Origin of the sequence: Hyphomonas sp., from assembly GCF_016125515.1 — a bacterium.
In the GTDB taxonomy this organism is placed as follows: Bacteria; Pseudomonadota; Alphaproteobacteria; order Caulobacterales; family Hyphomonadaceae; genus Hyphomonas.
Window position 1 is genome coordinate 19,296 of the sequence record NZ_WGLO01000006.1, and the last position, 16,725, is coordinate 36,020.

A 16,725-nucleotide genomic window follows, 5' to 3' on the forward strand; every position below is an offset into this window, starting at 1 on the left:
ATGAAACTCCAGACCCTTGCGGCAGGCCTGTGCCTGCTTATGACCGCTTGCACCCAGAATCCGGAAGCGGCCATGCCCGTCGCCGAGCCCGCTCCTGCACCCGCGTCTTTGCCCGCGCCGTCTGTATCGTCCGTACACGTTACGGGTGCCTCGCAGATCGAGATCGGCGCCTACCTAGCCGATCTCGGCGGCTGCCATGATTGCCACACGCCCGGCTGGGCGCAGACCGGCGGCAATGTGCCCGAAGACCAGTTGCTGGTCGGCACCGATGTCGGCTTCTCCGGCCCGTGGGGCACGTCCTATCCGGGCAACCTGCGCCTCACAGCGGGCCAACTCGACGCCGGCGCCTGGGCCGACATGATGAAGGACCGCAACGGCCTGCCGCCGATGCCCTGGCCGACGGTCAACCGGATGAGCCGGGAAGACCTGATGGCGCTGCACGCCTATATCACTTCGCTCGGCCCGGCGGGCGAGCCCGTGCCGATGGCGGTCACCGACGGGTCCGGTCCGCGCACGCCCTTCATCTGGTTCGTGCCGCAGCCGCCCGAGGCCTGGCCGGCCCAGCCCTAAGCGGAAAAATTTCAGGGGCTCTGCATCCAGATGCGGCGCTCGCTGCATCTAACCCACAAAGGCCGGAATGTTCCGGCCGCCCGGACCCCAAGGATACCTGACATGAACACGCTGCCCCTTTCTCGCCCCACCGAACCGCCGGCCTCGTCGCCGGTGCTGGACCGCATCTTCGCTGTCGCGCTGCCCCGCGCCGCGGACAACGACCAGAATGGCGCCCGCACGTCGCTGATCGTCCGCCGCCGCGAACGCCAGCGGCGCCGCGACGCGCGCTAAACCGTTTCGCTCTCTCGCGAAGTCTTCAGGGGCAGCTTCAGGGAGCTGCCCTTCTTTTTTCAGGAAACGCCGGCGGCCTTCCAGGCTTCTTTCGGCCAGCGCCGGTGTTGCCAGAACCACTGGCCCGGATGGGCCCGAATCTGCGCCTCGATGAAGGCCGTGATCCGCTCGACCGACCGGCGAATGTCGGCTTCGGCGTTGCCGGTATCTTCCGGCACAAAGGGTTCGTGGAACTCCACGCGGAAGCGGGCCGGGCCCGTGCGCACGGTCGAGACCGGCACGATCGGCACCTTGTATTTCAAAGCCATCCGCGTCGGCCCCGGCGCGGTCATGGCCTCATGGCCGAAGAAGGCGACCGGGATGCCCTCATTGAACTTCTGGTCGTTCATCAGCGCCACCGGCGCGCCTTTGGAGAGGGCCCGCATCAGTTCGCGTGTGCCGATCCCTTTGGGCGCATTCACCTGCGTGCCATAGGCCGCGCGGAGATCGGCGACGCGCTTGTCGATGTGCGGATTGTTCAGGGCACGGTACGTCATCACCGCACGCGGGATGCGCTTGGTAATGGCAGCCGGCATGATTTCCCAATTGGCGAAGTGGCCGGACACGAAGACGGCGCCTTTGCCGCTGGCCTCGATCCGGTCGAGCACGTCAGCGCCGATCACCTCGACTCGCCCGCTCGTGTACGGATCAATCGCCGGCAGGTGCGGCATCTCGCCGGCGGTGCGGCCCGCGCTCTCCCAGGCGGCGCGGGCAACGTCTTCGATCTTCACCGCATCCCAGTCCGGGAAGGCAAGGCGCAGGTTGCGGCGCATCGTCTTGTGCTGCGACAGTCGCGGCCCGATCTTCGTCAGCAGCCAGCCCGCAAAGTTCGACGCCCGGTCCGGCCCCAGCGCCTTCATCGGGCCCCAGTAGATGATATCCCAGGCAATGGTTTCCAGGCGCCATTGCACGCGCTGCCAGAAGGTGGCGCGGTTATCGATATCCTTCGGGCGGACATAGTCGGGCGGCGTGTGGTCGGTCATGGCTGCGACCGTTTGAAGATCGCTGCGAGCATCGCGTCAAGCGCCTCCGGGTCCTCAAACACTGCCGCGACCGGAAACATCCGGGTTTCGGCGCGCAGGTCTGGTGGCAGGCGCACATGGTCCTTGGACGTCGTCACCAGCGCCGCGCCCTCGCGGCGGGCAAGGGCGCGCAGGAAATCGAGGTCGCCAGCGGAATAGGGGTGGTGGTCGGCATAGGGGATGGCGTCGCGCAGGTCGGCGCCGGCCACTTTCAGGCTGTCGAAGAATTTCTCCGGCCGCCCGATCCCGGCAAAGGCCACCAGCGGTCCGGTGGGCACCGGCGCAGCCGCTTTCAGCCGGGCCCGCAGCACTGGCTTGCCGCTGCGGGTCACGGCCGCCGGCACCGGGCCGTCGCCTATCAGGATCACCGCTTCGGCGCGGGCAAGTCCGGCGACGACGGGTTCACGCAGCGGCCCCTTGGGCAGCACATGGCCATTGCCGAACGGCGCGCCGGCATCGATTACCACGAAGGTGAAGTCCTTCTTCAAGGAAGGGTTCTGGTGGCCGTCATCCATCAGCACCGCCTGCACGCCGGCATCTGCCATGGCGCGTGCGGCGGCCGGGCGGTCGCGCCCGATCCAGGCTTCGCCGCTCGCTGCGAGCAGAAGCGGCTCGTCTCCGACCTCGCGGAAGGTGTGCGCTTCCGGGTTCACCTTCAGCGGTCCGGACTCGCGCCCGCCATGTCCGCGCGACAGGGTGGCAGCGCGCAGGCCCAGCGCGCTGATCCGGCGACGTATGGCTTCAGCCACAGGGGTCTTGCCAGCGCCGCCGGTCGTCAGGTTGCCGATACAGATCACCGGCACGGGCGCGGTCTCCGGAACGGCAGAGACCAGCTTGCGGTTGAGTCCCCAGAGATAAAGCCAGGCGAGCGGGGTCAGTAGCGCGCGGGTGAGGGGGGCGGCTTCGCGGGACTTCGGGTCAAGCCCCGCCGACCAGAAGTGGGGCGCCTTCACCGGTCCGTCCCTGCGGCTTCGAACAGCGGCTTGGGGATCAGCGGCAAGAGGGCGTCCAGCGTGGCGATCATCGGCGCGTCGGCATCGGCCTCCAGCGCGGCAACAGCCGCCTCGTCGACCACCGGAGGGGCAGCAAGGCCGGCGGCGAGGTCGCCGGAATCCTTCACAGTACGGACGAGTCCGCGCGCGATCAGGTCGTCCATCATGGACGCGAAGTTGAACACGGACGGACCGGTCAGCACCGGCTTGCGCAGGCGCACGGGCTCCAGCGGATTATGGCCGCCCACATCCGGCGTGTTGCCGCCTCCGAGGTAGACGACCGAGGCGAGGCGCAGCCAGAGGCCCATCTCGCCCATCGTGTCGGCCAGGATCACGCGGTCGCGCGGCGACGGCGCGTCGCCCTTCGAGCGGCGGGCAAATGGCAGGCGGCGGGCTTTCAGCAGCGCTGCAATCTCGTCGCCCCGTTCCGGATGGCGGGGCACGATGATCAGCGCCGCATCGGTCATCCGGTCGATGGCGTCGAGGAACATTTCCTCCTCACCCGGATGGGTTGAGGCGGCGACGAAACAGCGCCGGCCGGCGACGAAACTGGTCGTCAGGCGCGCCAGGTCTGCCGGGTTGGCATCCGGCGGCGACTGGGCGGATTTGAGATTGCCCGGCACACGCACATGCCGGCCGATCAGGCCTTCAAGGCGCGCGGCGGTATCGGCGTCGGCCGCGAGAATCACATCGAACCGGCCCGTCAGGGCACGGAACATGCCGCGCGCGCGGGCCCAGCCCTTGGCCGAGGCGTCGGTCATGCGGGCATTGACCAGCGCGCGGCGGGCGCCTGCCTTGCCGGCTTCATGGATCAGGTTCGGCCAGATCTCGCCCTCGGCAAAGACGCAGAGGTCCGGCCGCCAGTGCTGGATGAAACGGCGCGCTGCCATCGGCGTGTCGATGGGGGCCATCGCATGGATGGCGCTTTCGGGAATCTCCTTGCCCATCAGGCGGGCCGAGGTCAGCGTCTGGCTGGTGAAGACCAGCATCACGCCCGGGCGCTGGGCGATCAATCGGCGGCCGAGTTCCAGCAGCACACGGCTTTCGCCGACGCTTGCCCCGTGCAGCCAGACCAGCGGGCCGGGCCGGCGCGGGGGCAGGTTGCGGGCCAGGCGCTCATTGAGACGGAGATAGTCTTCCTTGCCCTTGCGGGCCCGGTCGCTGAGGACAAGGCGGGCCAGCGGCGCCAGGAGGCGCGTGACCAGTCGGTAGAGAAACAAGGCAGGCGCCATTCAGACGGCAGCTCCGGTTGGGCTCGGCTCGGCAGGGTAACCGGCCAGTTCTTCGGCCCGGCGCGTAGCCGTGTCCATCCCGATTTGCAACGCCTGCCGGAGGGCTTCGGTGTCGCCGTCACGCGGGCAATCGATCGGCGCGCCGAGCACGATACCGCCGCGTGCGAAGGGCAGGGGGAAGATCAACCTGTCCCAGCTGCCGAAACGGCCGATGGGCCGGGCACTGATGGCGTAGGGCACGATGGCCGCGCCGGATCGCTGGGCCATGGTCACTGCGCCGGCGCTGGCGGTGCGCCGGGGGCCGCGTGGGCCATCGGGGGTCATGCAGATAAGGCCGCCCTCGCGCAGGCGCTTGCTGGCTTCTGCGATCGCGCGCACGCCGCCCTTGTCCTTGTTCGCCTTTTTCTTGTTTGAGGCCGAGCCGCGCACGACATCGATATCCAGACGGCAGACCGCTTGGGTCACCGACGCGCCGTCGGGCGACATGGAGACCATCATCGCCACGCGGCCGCGCCGTTCCGGCCAGTGGCGGATGTGGCGCAGCCAGCCGGAGGGCATCAGCAGGATGGTCTCGTGCCAGCAGGCCAGGATCAGGCCCGGCTCCCGCGCGCCCAGCAAGGCGCGGGCCTCGTCCAGACCCTCGACCCGCCAGCGGATCGTGTGCGCCACCAGCGCCATCCAGGCCCACAGGACATAGCCGAGGATGGCAGCAATAAAGGGCGAACGGAGCAGCGATTTCATGGGGTGGCTTATACTGTGCTTCGGTTACTAAGCCATTGGAACCGGCAGGACAGCGGGTGGCGGATGGTGGGCGATGCAGGGTTCGAACCTGCGACCCCTGCCGTGTGAAGGCAGTGCTCTACCACTGAGCTAATCGCCCGCCGCGAGGGCGTGGCGTAGTCGGGCCGGACTGAGAGGTCAAGCGGGTATGTGAAGGCTTTGCAGCCGTGATTTTGTCCAGCGATGGCCAGGCGGCGGCGGGGGAGGGATTGGAATTTATGTCATGGCTTCTGCCGAGAGATATGCGTTTATGCATTGCGAGTGCGAATGGCTTGCGGAAGTCTTGACGTTTTCCTGCCAATTCGTGACAGAGCGTCGCAAGGGACGCTTTCTGCTTGGGGGTTGGCGCACCGGCGATTTTCGGGCGCTGCGCCGATTTTTGGCATCCACATGAACAACTGTTCATGATGAATATTTGTTCATCGTAATAACTTACGAAACCGTCACCCTAATTTGCCCTTGAGAAATCCTGCAAACGTTGTCATCTACCCGCCATACAAGACGGGTCAACCAAGGTCCGCAGTATGAACTGAAGAAGGACAGGCACGGCGGCGTAAGTCGCCAGAGTGATAACAAGCCTGGAGAGAGCAAAAGTGAAAGACTGGTGTGACGAAGACGGCGCAAAGCGCCTTCGCGAAAAAATCAATGCGTACTGGGCCGAGCGTGGCTACGAAGTCGATGTCGACCTCGTGGAAGCCGGGTTCGTTCCTGCAATGCGGAGTGCACGGACTGACGTGCGTTCCAATATGGTCAACGGCATGCCTCGCCGGCGCGCCCTTGGCGAAGGCGGATCCGCCCGCCCGACCTATCGTCCGCGCGGCGAAGCCACGGCCTGATCCCTCAGGTCCGACAAAGCTGAAACAAGTTGGGTGTAGTGGCTGATGGCAACATCAGCGGCAATATCCTCCACCGTTTCCGCCTCGTAACCGAAGGTCACGAACACGAAGGGCAGTCCGGCATTCCGGGCTGCCCTTTCGTCTGTCCGGCTGTCGCCCACGAACAAGGCTCGGGCCGGATCGCCGCCGGCCGCCGCCAGCGTCTCGAAGACATGGTCGGCATGGGGCTTGCGGTGGGTGGCGCGGTCCGCGCCGAAAATCACGTCGAACTGGTGGCTGAGGCCCAGCGCGCCGATCAGGCGCTCGCTGAGATCCTGGCGCTTGTTGGTGCACACGGTCAGCTTGGCGCCGGCTTCGCGTAGGGCCGCCAGGGCGTCGACGGCGCCTTCAAAGGGTCGCGAGTGGTCCGCGATATGGTCCACATAATAGGCGATGAACCGCTCGAAGGCCGCGTCCATTTCTGTTGCGGAGAGTACAGCGCCCTGCGTGTTAAGACCCGTCTCGATCATCGCCCGCGCGCCGTGCCCGATCATTTCGGCGACGGCGTCCAGGCTGACGGGTGCGAGGGCCATGTCTGTCAGCACATGGTTCAGGGCGCCGAGCAGGTCCGGCGCAGTATCGACCAGTGTTCCGTCCAGATCGAACAGGATGGTCCAGCCCTCAAAGCCACGGATTTGCACGGAGTCCATACCGGGTTCGCCCTCGCCAAACTGCGGGGTTTCGTCTAGGCGATGGGGCGAACGAAAGCGAGAGGGAGCCCGCATTTGACCCAAGCGCACAAACAGCGCGCCGCTATCATCCTCGCGGCCGGAAAGGGCACGCGGATGAAGTCTGCCCTGCCCAAGGTGATGCACGCTGTGGGCGGCCGTCCGATGATGGACTGGTCGGTCGCGTTGGCCCAGGAGACCGGCTGCGCGCGGATCGTGGCGGTGGTGCACCCCTCACAGGACGTGCTGATCGCGCACCTGAAGGCGGCCCATCCCGACGTGGCGATCGCCTTCCAGGATCCGCCGCAGGGGACGGGCCATGCGGTGCGCTGCGCCGAAGCGGCGCTGCAGGGGTTCGAGGGCGAGCTGGCGGTGCTTTACGGCGACAGTCCGCTCGTGCCGGCGGGCGTGATCGAGGCGCTGTTCGACGGTGTCTCCGGCGGCGCCGCGCTCGGCGTGCTCGGCTTCGAGGCGGCCGAGCCCGGCCTTTACGGTCGGCTGATCACCAACGCGGCAGGCGATCTTGAGGCGATTGTCGAGGCGCGTGAGGCGACTCCGGATCAGCTCAAGGTCCGGATCTGCAACTCAGGCGTGATAGCGGGTCGCGCAAAGGCTATGTTCCGGCTCTTGCAAAAAATTACAAACACCAATGCAAAGGGCGAGTATTACCTGACCGACCTGGTGGGCCTGGCCCGGTCCGAAGGGGGGCGCTGCGCTCTGGTCACCGCTAGTGAGGACGACCTGATCGGCTGCGATTCGAAGGCCGACCTCGCCGAGGCCGAGCGCATCTTCCAGGCGCGGCGCCGGATGGCGCTGATGGAGGCGGGGGTTACCCTTGTCGCGCCGGAGACTGTGTTCGTGTCCTTTGACACTGCCATCGAGGCCGATGTGATAGTGGAGCCGAACGTGGTGTTCGGGCCCGCTGTGACGGTCGCGGCGGGTGCGCGGATCAAGGCGTTCTCGCATCTGGAAGGCGCCCGGGTCGGTGCGGGCTGCGAGGTTGGCCCGTTCGCGCGGCTGCGGCCGGGCACGGTGCTCGGCGCGAAGGTGCGCGTTGGCAATTTCGTGGAGACCAAGAACACGGCGATGGGCGAGGGCGCCAAGGCGAACCATCTGGCCTATCTGGGCGACGGAGCCATCGGGGCCGGCGCGAATATCGGCGCGGGCACCATCTTCTGCAACTATGATGGCTATCTCAAACACCAGACCGATGTGGGCGAGGGCGCCTTCATCGGGTCCAACTCGGCGCTCGTGGCTCCGGTGCGGATCGGCGACGGGGCCTATGTCGGCTCGGGCAGCATCATCACCAAGGATGTGCCCGCCGATGCTTTGGCGGTCGCCCGCGCCCAACAGATGACCCGCGAGGGCTGGGCGAAGACGTTCCGTACAAAGAAGGCCGCCGAGAAGGCCGCCAAGGGCAAGAAGGGTAGCTAGCCAGCTATGGCCTACGAGACCGAGAAGCAGAACGCGGCCGCTGCGGCGATGGAATTTGTCGAGGAGGGCATGACGATCGGTCTCGGCACGGGCTCGACGGCGAAATTCTTCGTCGAGATGCTGGCCGACGAGATTGCCGACGGCCTGCTGGTGCGCTGTATCGAGACGAGCGAGCAGACGCGCGCACTGGCGCGCAGCCTGGGTGTGCCGCTGATCCCGTTCGAGCAGGTGGACCGCATCCATCTGACCGTGGACGGCGCCGACGAGGTCGGCCCCGGCGGTGTGCTGATCAAGGGCGGCGGCGCGGCGCTGCTGCGCGAGAAGATTATCGCCAACGCCTCCGATCACATGGTCGTGATCGCCGATCCGTCCAAGGACGTTGCTATGCTGGGCGCGTTTCCGCTGCCGGTGGAAGTGACGCCGTTTGGCTACACGATCACGGCGAAGAAGGTGCATGACGCGCTGGTAGCCTCCGGGATCGAGCGCCCGCGCATCGAGCTGCGCAAGGCGCCTCAGAGCCCTGAATTGCTGGTGACCGATGGCGGCAACCACATCCTAGATTGCCATTGCGGCAAGATCCCGGACCCCGCGCGAACGGCGGCCTACCTGTCGGGCGTGCCCGGCGTGGTGGAACATGGCCTGTTCATCGGGCTTGCCCGTACGGTAATCATCGGCACGGAAACCGGCGCCAACATCATTGAATACTAGGCCTGCGCGCCTCACATGAGGGCGCTCGACACTCCTTCAGGGACACGACCCCATGACCGATACGACCTACGACTATGACCTGTTCGTGATCGGAGGCGGCTCCGGCGGGGTGCGCGCGGCGCGCATCGCGGCGCAGGCCGGCGCCAAGGTGGCGCTCGCCGAGGAATACCGCATGGGCGGTACCTGCGTGGTGCGCGGCTGTGTGCCGAAGAAGTTCATGGTCTATGCCAGTGACTATGCGAAGAAGATCAGGCAATCGGCCGGATACGGATGGTCGGTCAGCGGCGTGTCCTATGACCATTCGGCCTTCCTCAAGGCGATGCATGCCGAAGTGGACCGGCTGTCGACCATCTATGACCGTAGCCTGAAAGGCGCGGGCGCCGAAATCTTTGCCGAGCGCGCGGAGTTCGTGGACCGGCACACGCTGCGCCTGATGACATCGGGCCGCACCGTGACGGCTAAGAAGATCCTGATTGCGACTGGCGGGCGCGTCTGGCGTCCAACGCCGGAAGAGCTGCCAGGTGTGGAACACACGATTTCCTCGAACGAGGTGTTCTTCCTCGATCCTCTGCCGAAGCGGATGATTGTCGCCGGCGGCGGCTATATCGCGCTGGAATTTGCGCATGTGTTTGCCGGGCTCGGCGTGGATGTCACGGTCGTCTATCGCGGCGACAAGGTGCTGCGCAGCTTCGACGAGGATGTGCGCGACGCCGTGACCGAGGGCCTGACGCAGGCCGGTATCAAGCTGGTGACCGGCACGGTGTTCGAGCGGATTGATCTGGAGGCGGACGGTGTGCGCCGCGTGACTCTGAAGACGGGCGAGACGCTGCGGGCGGAGACGGTGCTGATGGCGGTGGGCCGTGTGGCGAACACAGACACGCTCGGCTGCGACAAGCTGGGCCTGGCGCTGGACCAGAACGGTGCCGTGATCGTCGATCAATGGTCGCGCACGAATGTCGACAACATCTGGGCCGTGGGCGATGTGACCGACCGGGTGAACCTGACGCCGGTGGCGATCCGGGAGGGCCATGCCTTTGCCGATACGGAGTTCGGCGGCCATCCCTGGCATATGGACCATTCGGATATTCCGACAGCGGTGTTCACGCAGCCTGAAGTCGGCACGGTGGGTCTGACCGAGACGATGGCGCGCGAACAGTTCGGCGAGATCGACATCTACAAGACGAGCTTCAAGTCGATGAAACACGCGCTGAGTGGCAGCGCGACGCGTGTGATGATGAAGCTGGTGGTGCGGGCGTCGGACCAGCGCGTACTGGGCATTCACATCGTGGGCGAAGACGCCGCCGAGATGATCCAGATGGTGGGCATCGCGGTGAAGATGGGCGCGACGAAGCCGGACTTCGACCGGACCTGTGCGCTGCATCCCTCGGCGGCCGAGGAGATCGTCACGCTACGGACGAAGTGGGTCGCGCCGGCAGTGTGAGCGGGGCGGATTTGAAATACGCTGCCATCCTGCCATCCCGGCGAAAGGCGGGACCCAAAGAAGCACGGTCAAACGTCATCGAGCTCATGCTGAGCGAAGTCGAAGCTCGAGCGTGCGGGAGCGGCCGTTTGAGCCCGCTATCCTTCGAATTCGCTAAGGATCAGCTTTGATGGGTCGGCACTTGGGGCAAGTCTGGGGCCCGTCTTTCGCCGGGGTGACAAGCGCATATGAACACAGGAAGGTTAGTGCCCTGAGCCGCCACCCTCACTCAGATTCTTCAATTCCAACGCAACCTGTTTCAGGCTGTCGCGAATGGCTTTGAGGCCGCCGCCCCGGCCGGCGTGGACGAGGAGCTGGCGCCAGGGCGGTTGGCCATCGACGGGGGCTTTCACGGCGAAGTGGGCCGAGCGCGGCAGGGCGGCGGTCATCAGCGACTTTGATAGGGGGAAGCCGGCGATCTGGTCGTAGACGCCGTTGCGCGCGTCGCCTTCGAAGGTCGACTGCTCGTTGCGGTTCACGGCATTGAACAGCACGGACAGTGCCGGACGTTTGGCTTCCTCGACCTGGTCACGGATGACGAGGTTCAGGAGGCGCACGCCGCGCAGGGAGTAGATGTCCGCATGCATCGGCGCGATGACACGGTCGGCCGCTTCCAGCGCGCAGCGCGTGAGGAAGGTGGCGTTGGGGTTGGTGTCGAAGACGATTAGATCGTATTCGCTGCGATAGTGATCGATGGTGCGCAGGAAGTGCTGCTTGATGGCAGCAAGCGCGTCGCGGTCATTCGCAAAGGCGTATTTCGAGATCTCGAACTGGCCGGAGACGAGATCGAGCCGTCCGGGCGGACCGTCCTCACCGAGAATCTGGTGGACGAAGCTGTCGCGCGGCGCCGGCGTGAAGGGTGCGATGGTGAGGCTCAGCCAGTTCTCTGCCGGCGAGGCGGCGTCCTTGGCGTGCAGGCGCGAGCGTTCGAACAGCGAGATGACCGAACGGTCGACGCCCGACGAGGCGTCGGCGGCCTCCATCGAGTAGAAGGTTTGGGTGAGGTTGTATTGCGGATCGAGGTCGATCAGCAGCACGCGCCCGCCATTGACCTCCTGCCAGGCGCCCGAGAGCTGGGCCGAAACGGTGGTTTTGCCGACGCCGCCTTTCAGGTTCATCACGGCGACGACGGGGCATTTGCGGCGATAGGCGCCCTGGGTCTCTGCGATGAGCTGTTCGAGGCCGTCTTCCATCGACGATGACAGGCGCAGCAGGGGCTGGACCTCGGTCTTGAAGAAGCCGTTCAGGCGCGCCTTGTCGATCTGGTAGGGGATGATCGGCACGCCGAGGGCCTTGGCGGTCTCGACATCCTGGCGCACCGCGCGCGAGCGCACGGCGGCGGCTGAAACGAGCACGATGACCGCAAAGGCGGCGCTGATTTCGGTGTCTGCGCCCATGCGTTCGGGCTCACCGGTCGTGTAGCGATCTGCGATCCCTGCGGCGCGCAGGGCCTCATGGAGTTGCAGCAGCGCATCCGGATCGGCGCCCGAATGGCTGATATAGACGTGCGGCATGGCGCATCAGTCCCCGTGTTGAACCCTTGAAACCCCACGACCTTTTAGCCGCTGAAGCCCCGAATCAGCCAGCTTTGTGCTGTGAAATTATGGTGAAACTTGAGCATGCGCCTGCCATGTGATTTATGCGCCGCACATTAGGAGCTTACGCATTATGGCCTGGACCCCCTCTGACTGGCGCAAATTGCCTGCCCAGCACATCCCGCAGGACTATCCTGACACGGGCGCGCTGGTGGCTGTCGAAAACCGCCTCAGGAGCTATCCGCCACTGGTTTTTGCGGGCGAAGCGCGCCGGCTGAAGACCCGTCTGGCCGAGGTTGCGGCCGGAAATGCCTTCCTGCTGCAGGGCGGAGACTGTGCCGAGAGCTTCAAGGAGTTCCACCCGGACAATATCCGCGACACGTTCCGCGTGATCCTGCAGATGGCCGTCGTGCTGACCTTTGCGGCGGCCAAGCCGGTCGTGAAAGTGGGCCGTATCGCCGGCCAGTTCGGCAAGCCGCGGTCCGAGCCGATTGAAACCATCGATGGCGTGACGCTGCCCTCCTATCGGGGCGACAACATCAACGGCATGGATTTCACGCCCGAGAGCCGCATTCCGGATCCGGAGCGCCTGGTGCAGGCCTATTCGCAATCGGCCGCGACGCTGAACCTGCTGCGCGCTTTCAGCCAGGGTGGTTATGCCAGCCTCGCCAACGTCCAGCGCTGGATGCTGGGCTTCGTGGACCGCAGCCCGCAGGGCGAGCGCTACCAGAAACTGGCGGACCAGATTTCGGCCTCCCTGCGCTTCATGCAGGCAGTGGGGCTCAATGCCGAGACGGTGCCGCAGATGGCGCAGGTGGAGTTCTACACCAGCCATGAAGCGCTGCTGCTCGGCTATGAAGAAGCGATGACGCGCATCGATTCCACGTCCGGCGATTGGTACGACACCTCGGCCCACATGCTGTGGATCGGTCACCGCACGCGCCAGGTGGACCACGCGCACGTGAACTTCTGCAAGGGCATCAAGAACCCGATCGGCATCAAGTGTGGTCCCGGCATGGAGACCGACGAGTTGCTGCGTCTGATCGAGACGTTGAACCCGAGCGACGAGCCGGGCCGCATTACGCTGATCTCGCGCTTTGGCTCCGAAGGCGTGGCGAAGGGCCTGCCGCCGCTCGCACGCGCAGTGAAGAAGTCCGGCCGCACGGTCGTCTGGTCGTGCGATCCGATGCACGGCAACACGCTGAAAACCGGCACCGGGTTCAAGACCCGTCCAGTGGACCGCATCCTTTCGGAAGTGCGCCAGTTCATCGACATCCTTCCCGCCGAAGGCTGCTATCCGGGCGGTGTCCACTTCGAGATGACGGGCCAGAACGTCACCGAATGCATCGGCGGCGCGCAGGCGATCTCGGAGGAAGATCTCTCCAGCCGCTACCACACGCACTGCGACCCGCGCCTCAACGGCGAGCAGGCGCTGGAACTCGCGTTCCTCGTGGCGGAGAAGCTGCAGCAGGTCGAGACCAAGAGCACCGACACGCGCAAGGCGGGCTAAAGCGCCTTCCGGAGAGAGCCACCGTTGTTCGAATTTGGGTAACCGGTCTCCAGACGAAACCTGCTCACCGACGGGTCCGTTCTTACCGACCGGAGTTCGCCGATAGGCGTCATTGCTTTCAATGCCGGCCTGACCCCGCCGCGCTCCTGACCAAGCTCAATGCAACTCAACCGGAACGCTCAAAACGTTCGTGAGAAAAGGGTGCGCTTCGCGCACGACCGGGCCAACACGCCGGACAATGACTTTCCGGGACGCCATCTCTTCCAGAAGGATGCGCAGCTGTAGCTCGGCGAGACGCGCGCCCAGACAACGGTGAATGCCATAGCCGAATGCGATATGATCCCGAGCGTTCTTGCGGTCCGCGATGAAACGGTCCGGGTTCTCGAAAACGGCCTCATCGCGGTTGCCTGAAATGTACCACATGACGACAGAGTCCCCTGCCTTGAAGGTCTTACCTCGAAACTCTGTATCCTCGGTGACCGTGCGCCGCATGTGTGCTGCAGGTGATTGCCAGCGGATGGCCTCCGGAACTGCCGTGATGATGAGGCCCGTGTCGGCGTAGAGCTTTTCGCGCTCCTCCGGCCACTGATCAAAGGCGATAGCAAGGCCTGACATGGTGTTGCGGGTCGTATCGTTGCCGCCAACAACCAGGGTCGCCATGTTTCCAAGGAATTCAGGCGCATCCATATGGCCGAGCGCGCCGGAATGGATCATCCGGGACAACAGATCAGGTGCCTCCGGGGTGGAGGCACGCTCCTGCCAGAGGCGCAGGAAATAGGCCGCCATTTCACCCATTTTTTCCATTCGGCCCTGTGGCTCCTTCTGGATGCGCTCCAAGGACACGATCCAGTCTGTCCATTCCGGCAGGAGGTGTCGATCTTCCCATGGAAAATCGAACAAGGTGGCAAGCATATCGGTCGTCAAACGGACGGACACGTCCGAGACCCAGTCAAACGTCTTACCCCTTGGAAGTTGGTCCAGAAGATCAGACGTCCGGTTCCGGATGTTTTCCGAGAGGCGCGTCATTTCCTGGGCTGAGAAGGCAGGCACAAGCGCTTGGCGCCGCGGCCCATGGTCGGGCGGGTCCATCTGGATAAAGGTCACGAGACTCTCCACGCCGGGAGGCTGGATCAAGGATACTCCGCCCCGCTGGTAGGACGAGGAAAACCGTTCCGGCTGCAGTTCAATTTCCCTTATGTCGGCATGCCGGGTGATGGACCAGAACGGACCGTGTTCGCTGCTGGCACAATAGTGCACAGGTGCTTCCTGGCGGAGCCTCTTCATCAGGGGATGAATGCTCCCATCCGCGAACCTGTCGGCACGGCTGGGGTCGATGGCTTCGAGAGCCGAGATGACGTCATCGTCCATGTGCATAGTGTCTCCTGATGGGACTCAGCCCCGGCTGAGATTCGTTGTGATCTGGTCGAGCATCCGGCGAAGGAGCTGCAATTCCTGCGCTGTCAGTCCCCGGAAGGTTTGGGCATAGATCTCCGAGATGGCCTCGCGCAGGCTCGCGAGCAGCGCCTCAGCCTCGGGTGTCGCTGAAATCGCCCAGGCGCGCCGATCTTCAGGCACCGGTTCCCGCACGACCAGGCCGCGTGCGCTAAGGCTGTCGATCGCGCTGCCGACGCTGGCGCGTTCCAGTTCAAGCAGCCTTGCCAATTCTGTCTGGGTCAGACCGCTTTCACGCAAGACATAACCCATCAGGCGCCACTGTGTCCTGCTGAGGCCGCTATCGACAAGGATCTCGTCGATGGCGCGCCGGAGCATCCGAGGAATGTCCTCGAACCGGAACGTCAGTTCATCGAGTTCGGTGAGTATCCTGCGCAAGGCGGCATTCTTTACGATTTTCATTAGGTCAGGTGTATAAGTAAAATATAATATTGTCTACTATCTTACAATATGGGTGCGAGATAGTCCGCAAAACGAAGAGCTTAGCAGAGCGTCGGGAAGTCGATTGGCTCGATAGAGCCAACAAGCACCGTTCAGGTCTCAAGCTGTCGTGTCGAAGGCCGGCGCCGGTGCGGTTATGACGTATGAACACAAAACGATGACAAAAGCCTGATTCCGTCTTGCCCTTTTGATCCGTTTACGGCATTCGGACCGGCTGCTCAAAAACCAGCCGGTTTCCGGCTCGGGATAACGCAAGGGAGGGCAGGGATGACGACGTCGCGACTGCCCGTCTGGGCGAAGCCTTCGGATATTGCAGACCTTCTGCGCCTGTCGGTGCCGATTGCGGTGAGCCGCATGGCGATGATGCTGATGGGCCTGACGGATGCCATCGTGCTCGGCCAGTTCGCGCCGGAGGAGCTGGCCTATGTCCTCTCCTCCTGGCTGCCGATCGGCGTGTCGCTGGGGCTCGGCATCGGCATCCTTCTGGGTGTGCAGGTGCTGACGTCCGAACTGCTCGGCGTCGGGCGCGAGGCCGGATCGGGCCGCATCTTCCGGCGCGGCCTGGTCTGGGCGCTGCTGCTTGGTGCGGCGCTGACGGCTCTGCTGTTGCCGACCATCGGTGCCTTCTTCCATTGGGTGTTCGTCACCATTGCCCCGCCGAGCGAGGCGCTGCGCGAAGCCACCCCGGAGCAGGTGGCGCAGGAGACCGCGAAAGTGACGCGCATTCTGGCGCTGGGCCTGATCGGCCACATGATCACTCAAGCCTGCAGCTATTATCTGGAAGCGCTGCGCCGTCCGCTGATGGTGACACTCGCCATGTATGGCGGGGTGCTCGTGAACCTGATCATCGACCTCGCTTTGGTCGGCGGGTACTGGGGCATGCCGCAAATGGGCGCGGAGGGCGTTGCTTGGGCTACGACTGGCACGCGCTGGCTGCTGGTGATCGTGTTCCTGGGATTGGTCGCCGCCTTCACGCCGGGCTTCCGGGCCTCGCCGCCGGCGCCGGCTGGTGAAGCGCGCCGCCAGTTCGATGTCGGCACCGGCACGGCCATCTCCAACGTCGCCGAATGGGGCGGTTTCAATATTACCTTCATCATCGCGACCTGGATCTCGATCGCCGCCAACGCAATCTATGGCTATTCGGTGCAGGTGATGGGCCTCTGCTTCATGTTCTATCTCGGCATCGCCTCGGCGACGTCGGTGCGCGTGGCGGAAGCGGCAGGGCGCGGCAGCGCGCAGGACGTGAAGAATGCCGGACGCCTCGGCGTGGTGGCGACGATTGCCATGGGCCTGATCCTCGGCCTGATCCTGATCGTCTTCGCCGGGCCGATCTCAGGCCTGCTGGTGAAGGAGGATGCGATCATCGGCGGCGTCGCGATTGCGCCGGCGATTGCGGGCCTTCTCTGGCTGGCGGCGGCGGCGACGATCTTCGACGGGCTTCAGGCGACGGCCTCGTTCGCGCTGCGCGCGCAGGGCATGGTGTGGCTGCCGAGCGCGATCCACATGGGATCGTTCTTTGTCGTGATGCTGCCGGCCGCGTTCGGACTCGGCATCGTGGCGCAGCGCGGTCCGCAAGGCGTGCTCGAAGGCGCATTCTTCGGCGTGCTGTTTGCCGGCGTGCTGCAGGTGGCCTTGCTGGAATGGAAAGCGGCGCGCCCCGTGAAGGAACGCGCCGCCGGAACCGTCTTCGTGCCCCACTAGGGGGCAGAGCGGC

The 16,725-nt window shown here is 64.9% G+C and carries 16 protein-coding genes and 1 tRNA gene; 8 read left to right on the forward strand and 9 right to left on the reverse strand.

Going from position 1 to position 16,725, the window contains the following annotated elements; translation table 11 throughout:
* Together GC148_RS05435 and GC148_RS05440 are read left to right on the forward strand one after the other, a co-directional pair.
* Entirely contained in the window at positions 1-570 is a 570-nt protein-coding gene (locus tag GC148_RS05435) for a hypothetical protein (protein ID WP_291069403.1), read from the forward strand.
* A gap of 102 nt (positions 571-672) precedes the next feature.
* Positions 673-843 (forward strand): hypothetical protein, encoded by a 171-nt coding sequence (locus tag GC148_RS05440; RefSeq protein WP_291069405.1) that lies wholly within the window; start codon positions 673-675, stop codon positions 841-843.
* Positions 844-902: 59 nt separating this feature from the next.
* On the opposite strand, the gene GC148_RS05445 is transcribed toward GC148_RS05440, so the two are convergent.
* The 5 genes from GC148_RS05445 to GC148_RS05465 form a co-directional block, all read right to left on the reverse strand.
* Positions 903-1,865 (reverse strand): lysophospholipid acyltransferase family protein, encoded by a 963-nt coding sequence (locus GC148_RS05445; RefSeq protein WP_291069407.1) that lies wholly within the window; start codon positions 1,863-1,865, stop codon positions 903-905.
* Positions 1,862-2,857, reverse strand: coding sequence for a tetraacyldisaccharide 4'-kinase (lpxK, locus tag GC148_RS05450; RefSeq protein WP_291069409.1), 996 nt, complete (start codon positions 2,855-2,857; stop codon positions 1,862-1,864). The genes GC148_RS05445 and lpxK overlap by 4 nt, the downstream gene beginning before the upstream one ends.
* Entirely contained in the window at positions 2,854-4,128 is a 1,275-nt protein-coding gene (locus tag GC148_RS05455) for a 3-deoxy-D-manno-octulosonic acid transferase (RefSeq protein ID WP_291069411.1), read from the reverse strand. Before GC148_RS05455 ends, lpxK begins: the two co-directional genes overlap by 4 nt.
* Positions 4,129-4,869, reverse strand: a complete 741-nt coding sequence (locus GC148_RS05460; RefSeq protein WP_291069412.1) for a lysophospholipid acyltransferase family protein — start codon at positions 4,867-4,869, stop codon at positions 4,129-4,131.
* A gap of 64 nt (positions 4,870-4,933) precedes the next feature.
* Positions 4,934-5,008 (reverse strand) — tRNA-Val (locus tag GC148_RS05465).
* A 493-nt stretch (positions 5,009-5,501) separates the two neighbouring features.
* On the opposite strand from GC148_RS05465, the gene GC148_RS05470 reads away from it, so the two are divergent.
* On the forward strand, positions 5,502-5,744 hold the full coding sequence (locus GC148_RS05470; protein WP_291059130.1) for a hypothetical protein: 243 nt from the start codon (positions 5,502-5,504) through the stop codon (positions 5,742-5,744).
* Here the strand turns inward: GC148_RS05470 and GC148_RS05475 are convergent.
* Positions 5,714-6,433, reverse strand: a complete 720-nt coding sequence (locus tag GC148_RS05475) for an HAD-IA family hydrolase (RefSeq protein ID WP_291069413.1) — start codon at positions 6,431-6,433, stop codon at positions 5,714-5,716. The two genes, GC148_RS05470 and GC148_RS05475, sit on opposite strands and share 31 nt — an antisense overlap.
* Positions 6,434-6,508: 75 nt before the next feature.
* Here GC148_RS05475 and glmU point away from each other — a divergent pair, with 75 nt between their 5' ends.
* From glmU to gor, 3 genes are read left to right on the forward strand one after another with little or no spacing between them, the layout of a single operon-like run.
* Positions 6,509-7,885: a bifunctional UDP-N-acetylglucosamine diphosphorylase/glucosamine-1-phosphate N-acetyltransferase GlmU gene (gene glmU, locus GC148_RS05480; RefSeq protein ID WP_291069414.1), complete on the forward strand. Its 1,377-nt coding sequence runs from the start codon at positions 6,509-6,511 to the stop codon at positions 7,883-7,885.
* Positions 7,886-7,891: 6 nt separating this feature from the next.
* On the forward strand, positions 7,892-8,593 hold the full coding sequence (rpiA, locus tag GC148_RS05485; protein WP_291069416.1) for a ribose-5-phosphate isomerase RpiA: 702 nt from the start codon (positions 7,892-7,894) through the stop codon (positions 8,591-8,593).
* A gap of 52 nt (positions 8,594-8,645) precedes the next feature.
* Positions 8,646-10,034: a glutathione-disulfide reductase gene (gene gor, locus GC148_RS05490; protein ID WP_291069417.1), complete on the forward strand. Its 1,389-nt coding sequence runs from the start codon at positions 8,646-8,648 to the stop codon at positions 10,032-10,034.
* A 242-nt stretch (positions 10,035-10,276) separates the two neighbouring features.
* Here gor and GC148_RS05495 read toward each other — a convergent pair whose 3' ends face one another.
* The gene (locus GC148_RS05495) at positions 10,277-11,587 is read right to left on the reverse strand and encodes an AAA family ATPase (protein ID WP_291069418.1); all 1,311 of its coding nucleotides are present in this window, start codon (positions 11,585-11,587) and stop codon (positions 10,277-10,279) included.
* A 154-nt stretch (positions 11,588-11,741) separates the two neighbouring features.
* Between GC148_RS05495 and GC148_RS05500 the strand changes: the two genes are divergently transcribed.
* Positions 11,742-13,118 (forward strand): class II 3-deoxy-7-phosphoheptulonate synthase, encoded by a 1,377-nt coding sequence (locus GC148_RS05500; RefSeq protein ID WP_291069420.1) that lies wholly within the window; start codon positions 11,742-11,744, stop codon positions 13,116-13,118.
* 156 nt (positions 13,119-13,274) lie between these two features.
* Here the strand turns inward: GC148_RS05500 and GC148_RS05505 are convergent, their stop codons facing one another.
* Together GC148_RS05505 and GC148_RS05510 are read right to left on the reverse strand one after the other, a co-directional pair.
* The gene (locus tag GC148_RS05505; RefSeq protein WP_291069422.1) at positions 13,275-14,486 is read right to left on the reverse strand and encodes a cytochrome P450; all 1,212 of its coding nucleotides are present in this window, start codon (positions 14,484-14,486) and stop codon (positions 13,275-13,277) included.
* Positions 14,487-14,510: 24 nt separating this feature from the next.
* Positions 14,511-14,972, reverse strand: coding sequence for a MarR family transcriptional regulator (locus GC148_RS05510; protein ID WP_291069424.1), 462 nt, complete (start codon positions 14,970-14,972; stop codon positions 14,511-14,513).
* Between the two features lie 306 nt (positions 14,973-15,278).
* On the opposite strand from GC148_RS05510, the gene GC148_RS05515 reads away from it, so the two are divergent.
* Positions 15,279-16,712 (forward strand): MATE family efflux transporter, encoded by a 1,434-nt coding sequence (locus GC148_RS05515; RefSeq protein ID WP_291069426.1) that lies wholly within the window; start codon positions 15,279-15,281, stop codon positions 16,710-16,712.
* The last annotated feature ends 13 nt before the right edge of the window (positions 16,713-16,725 follow it).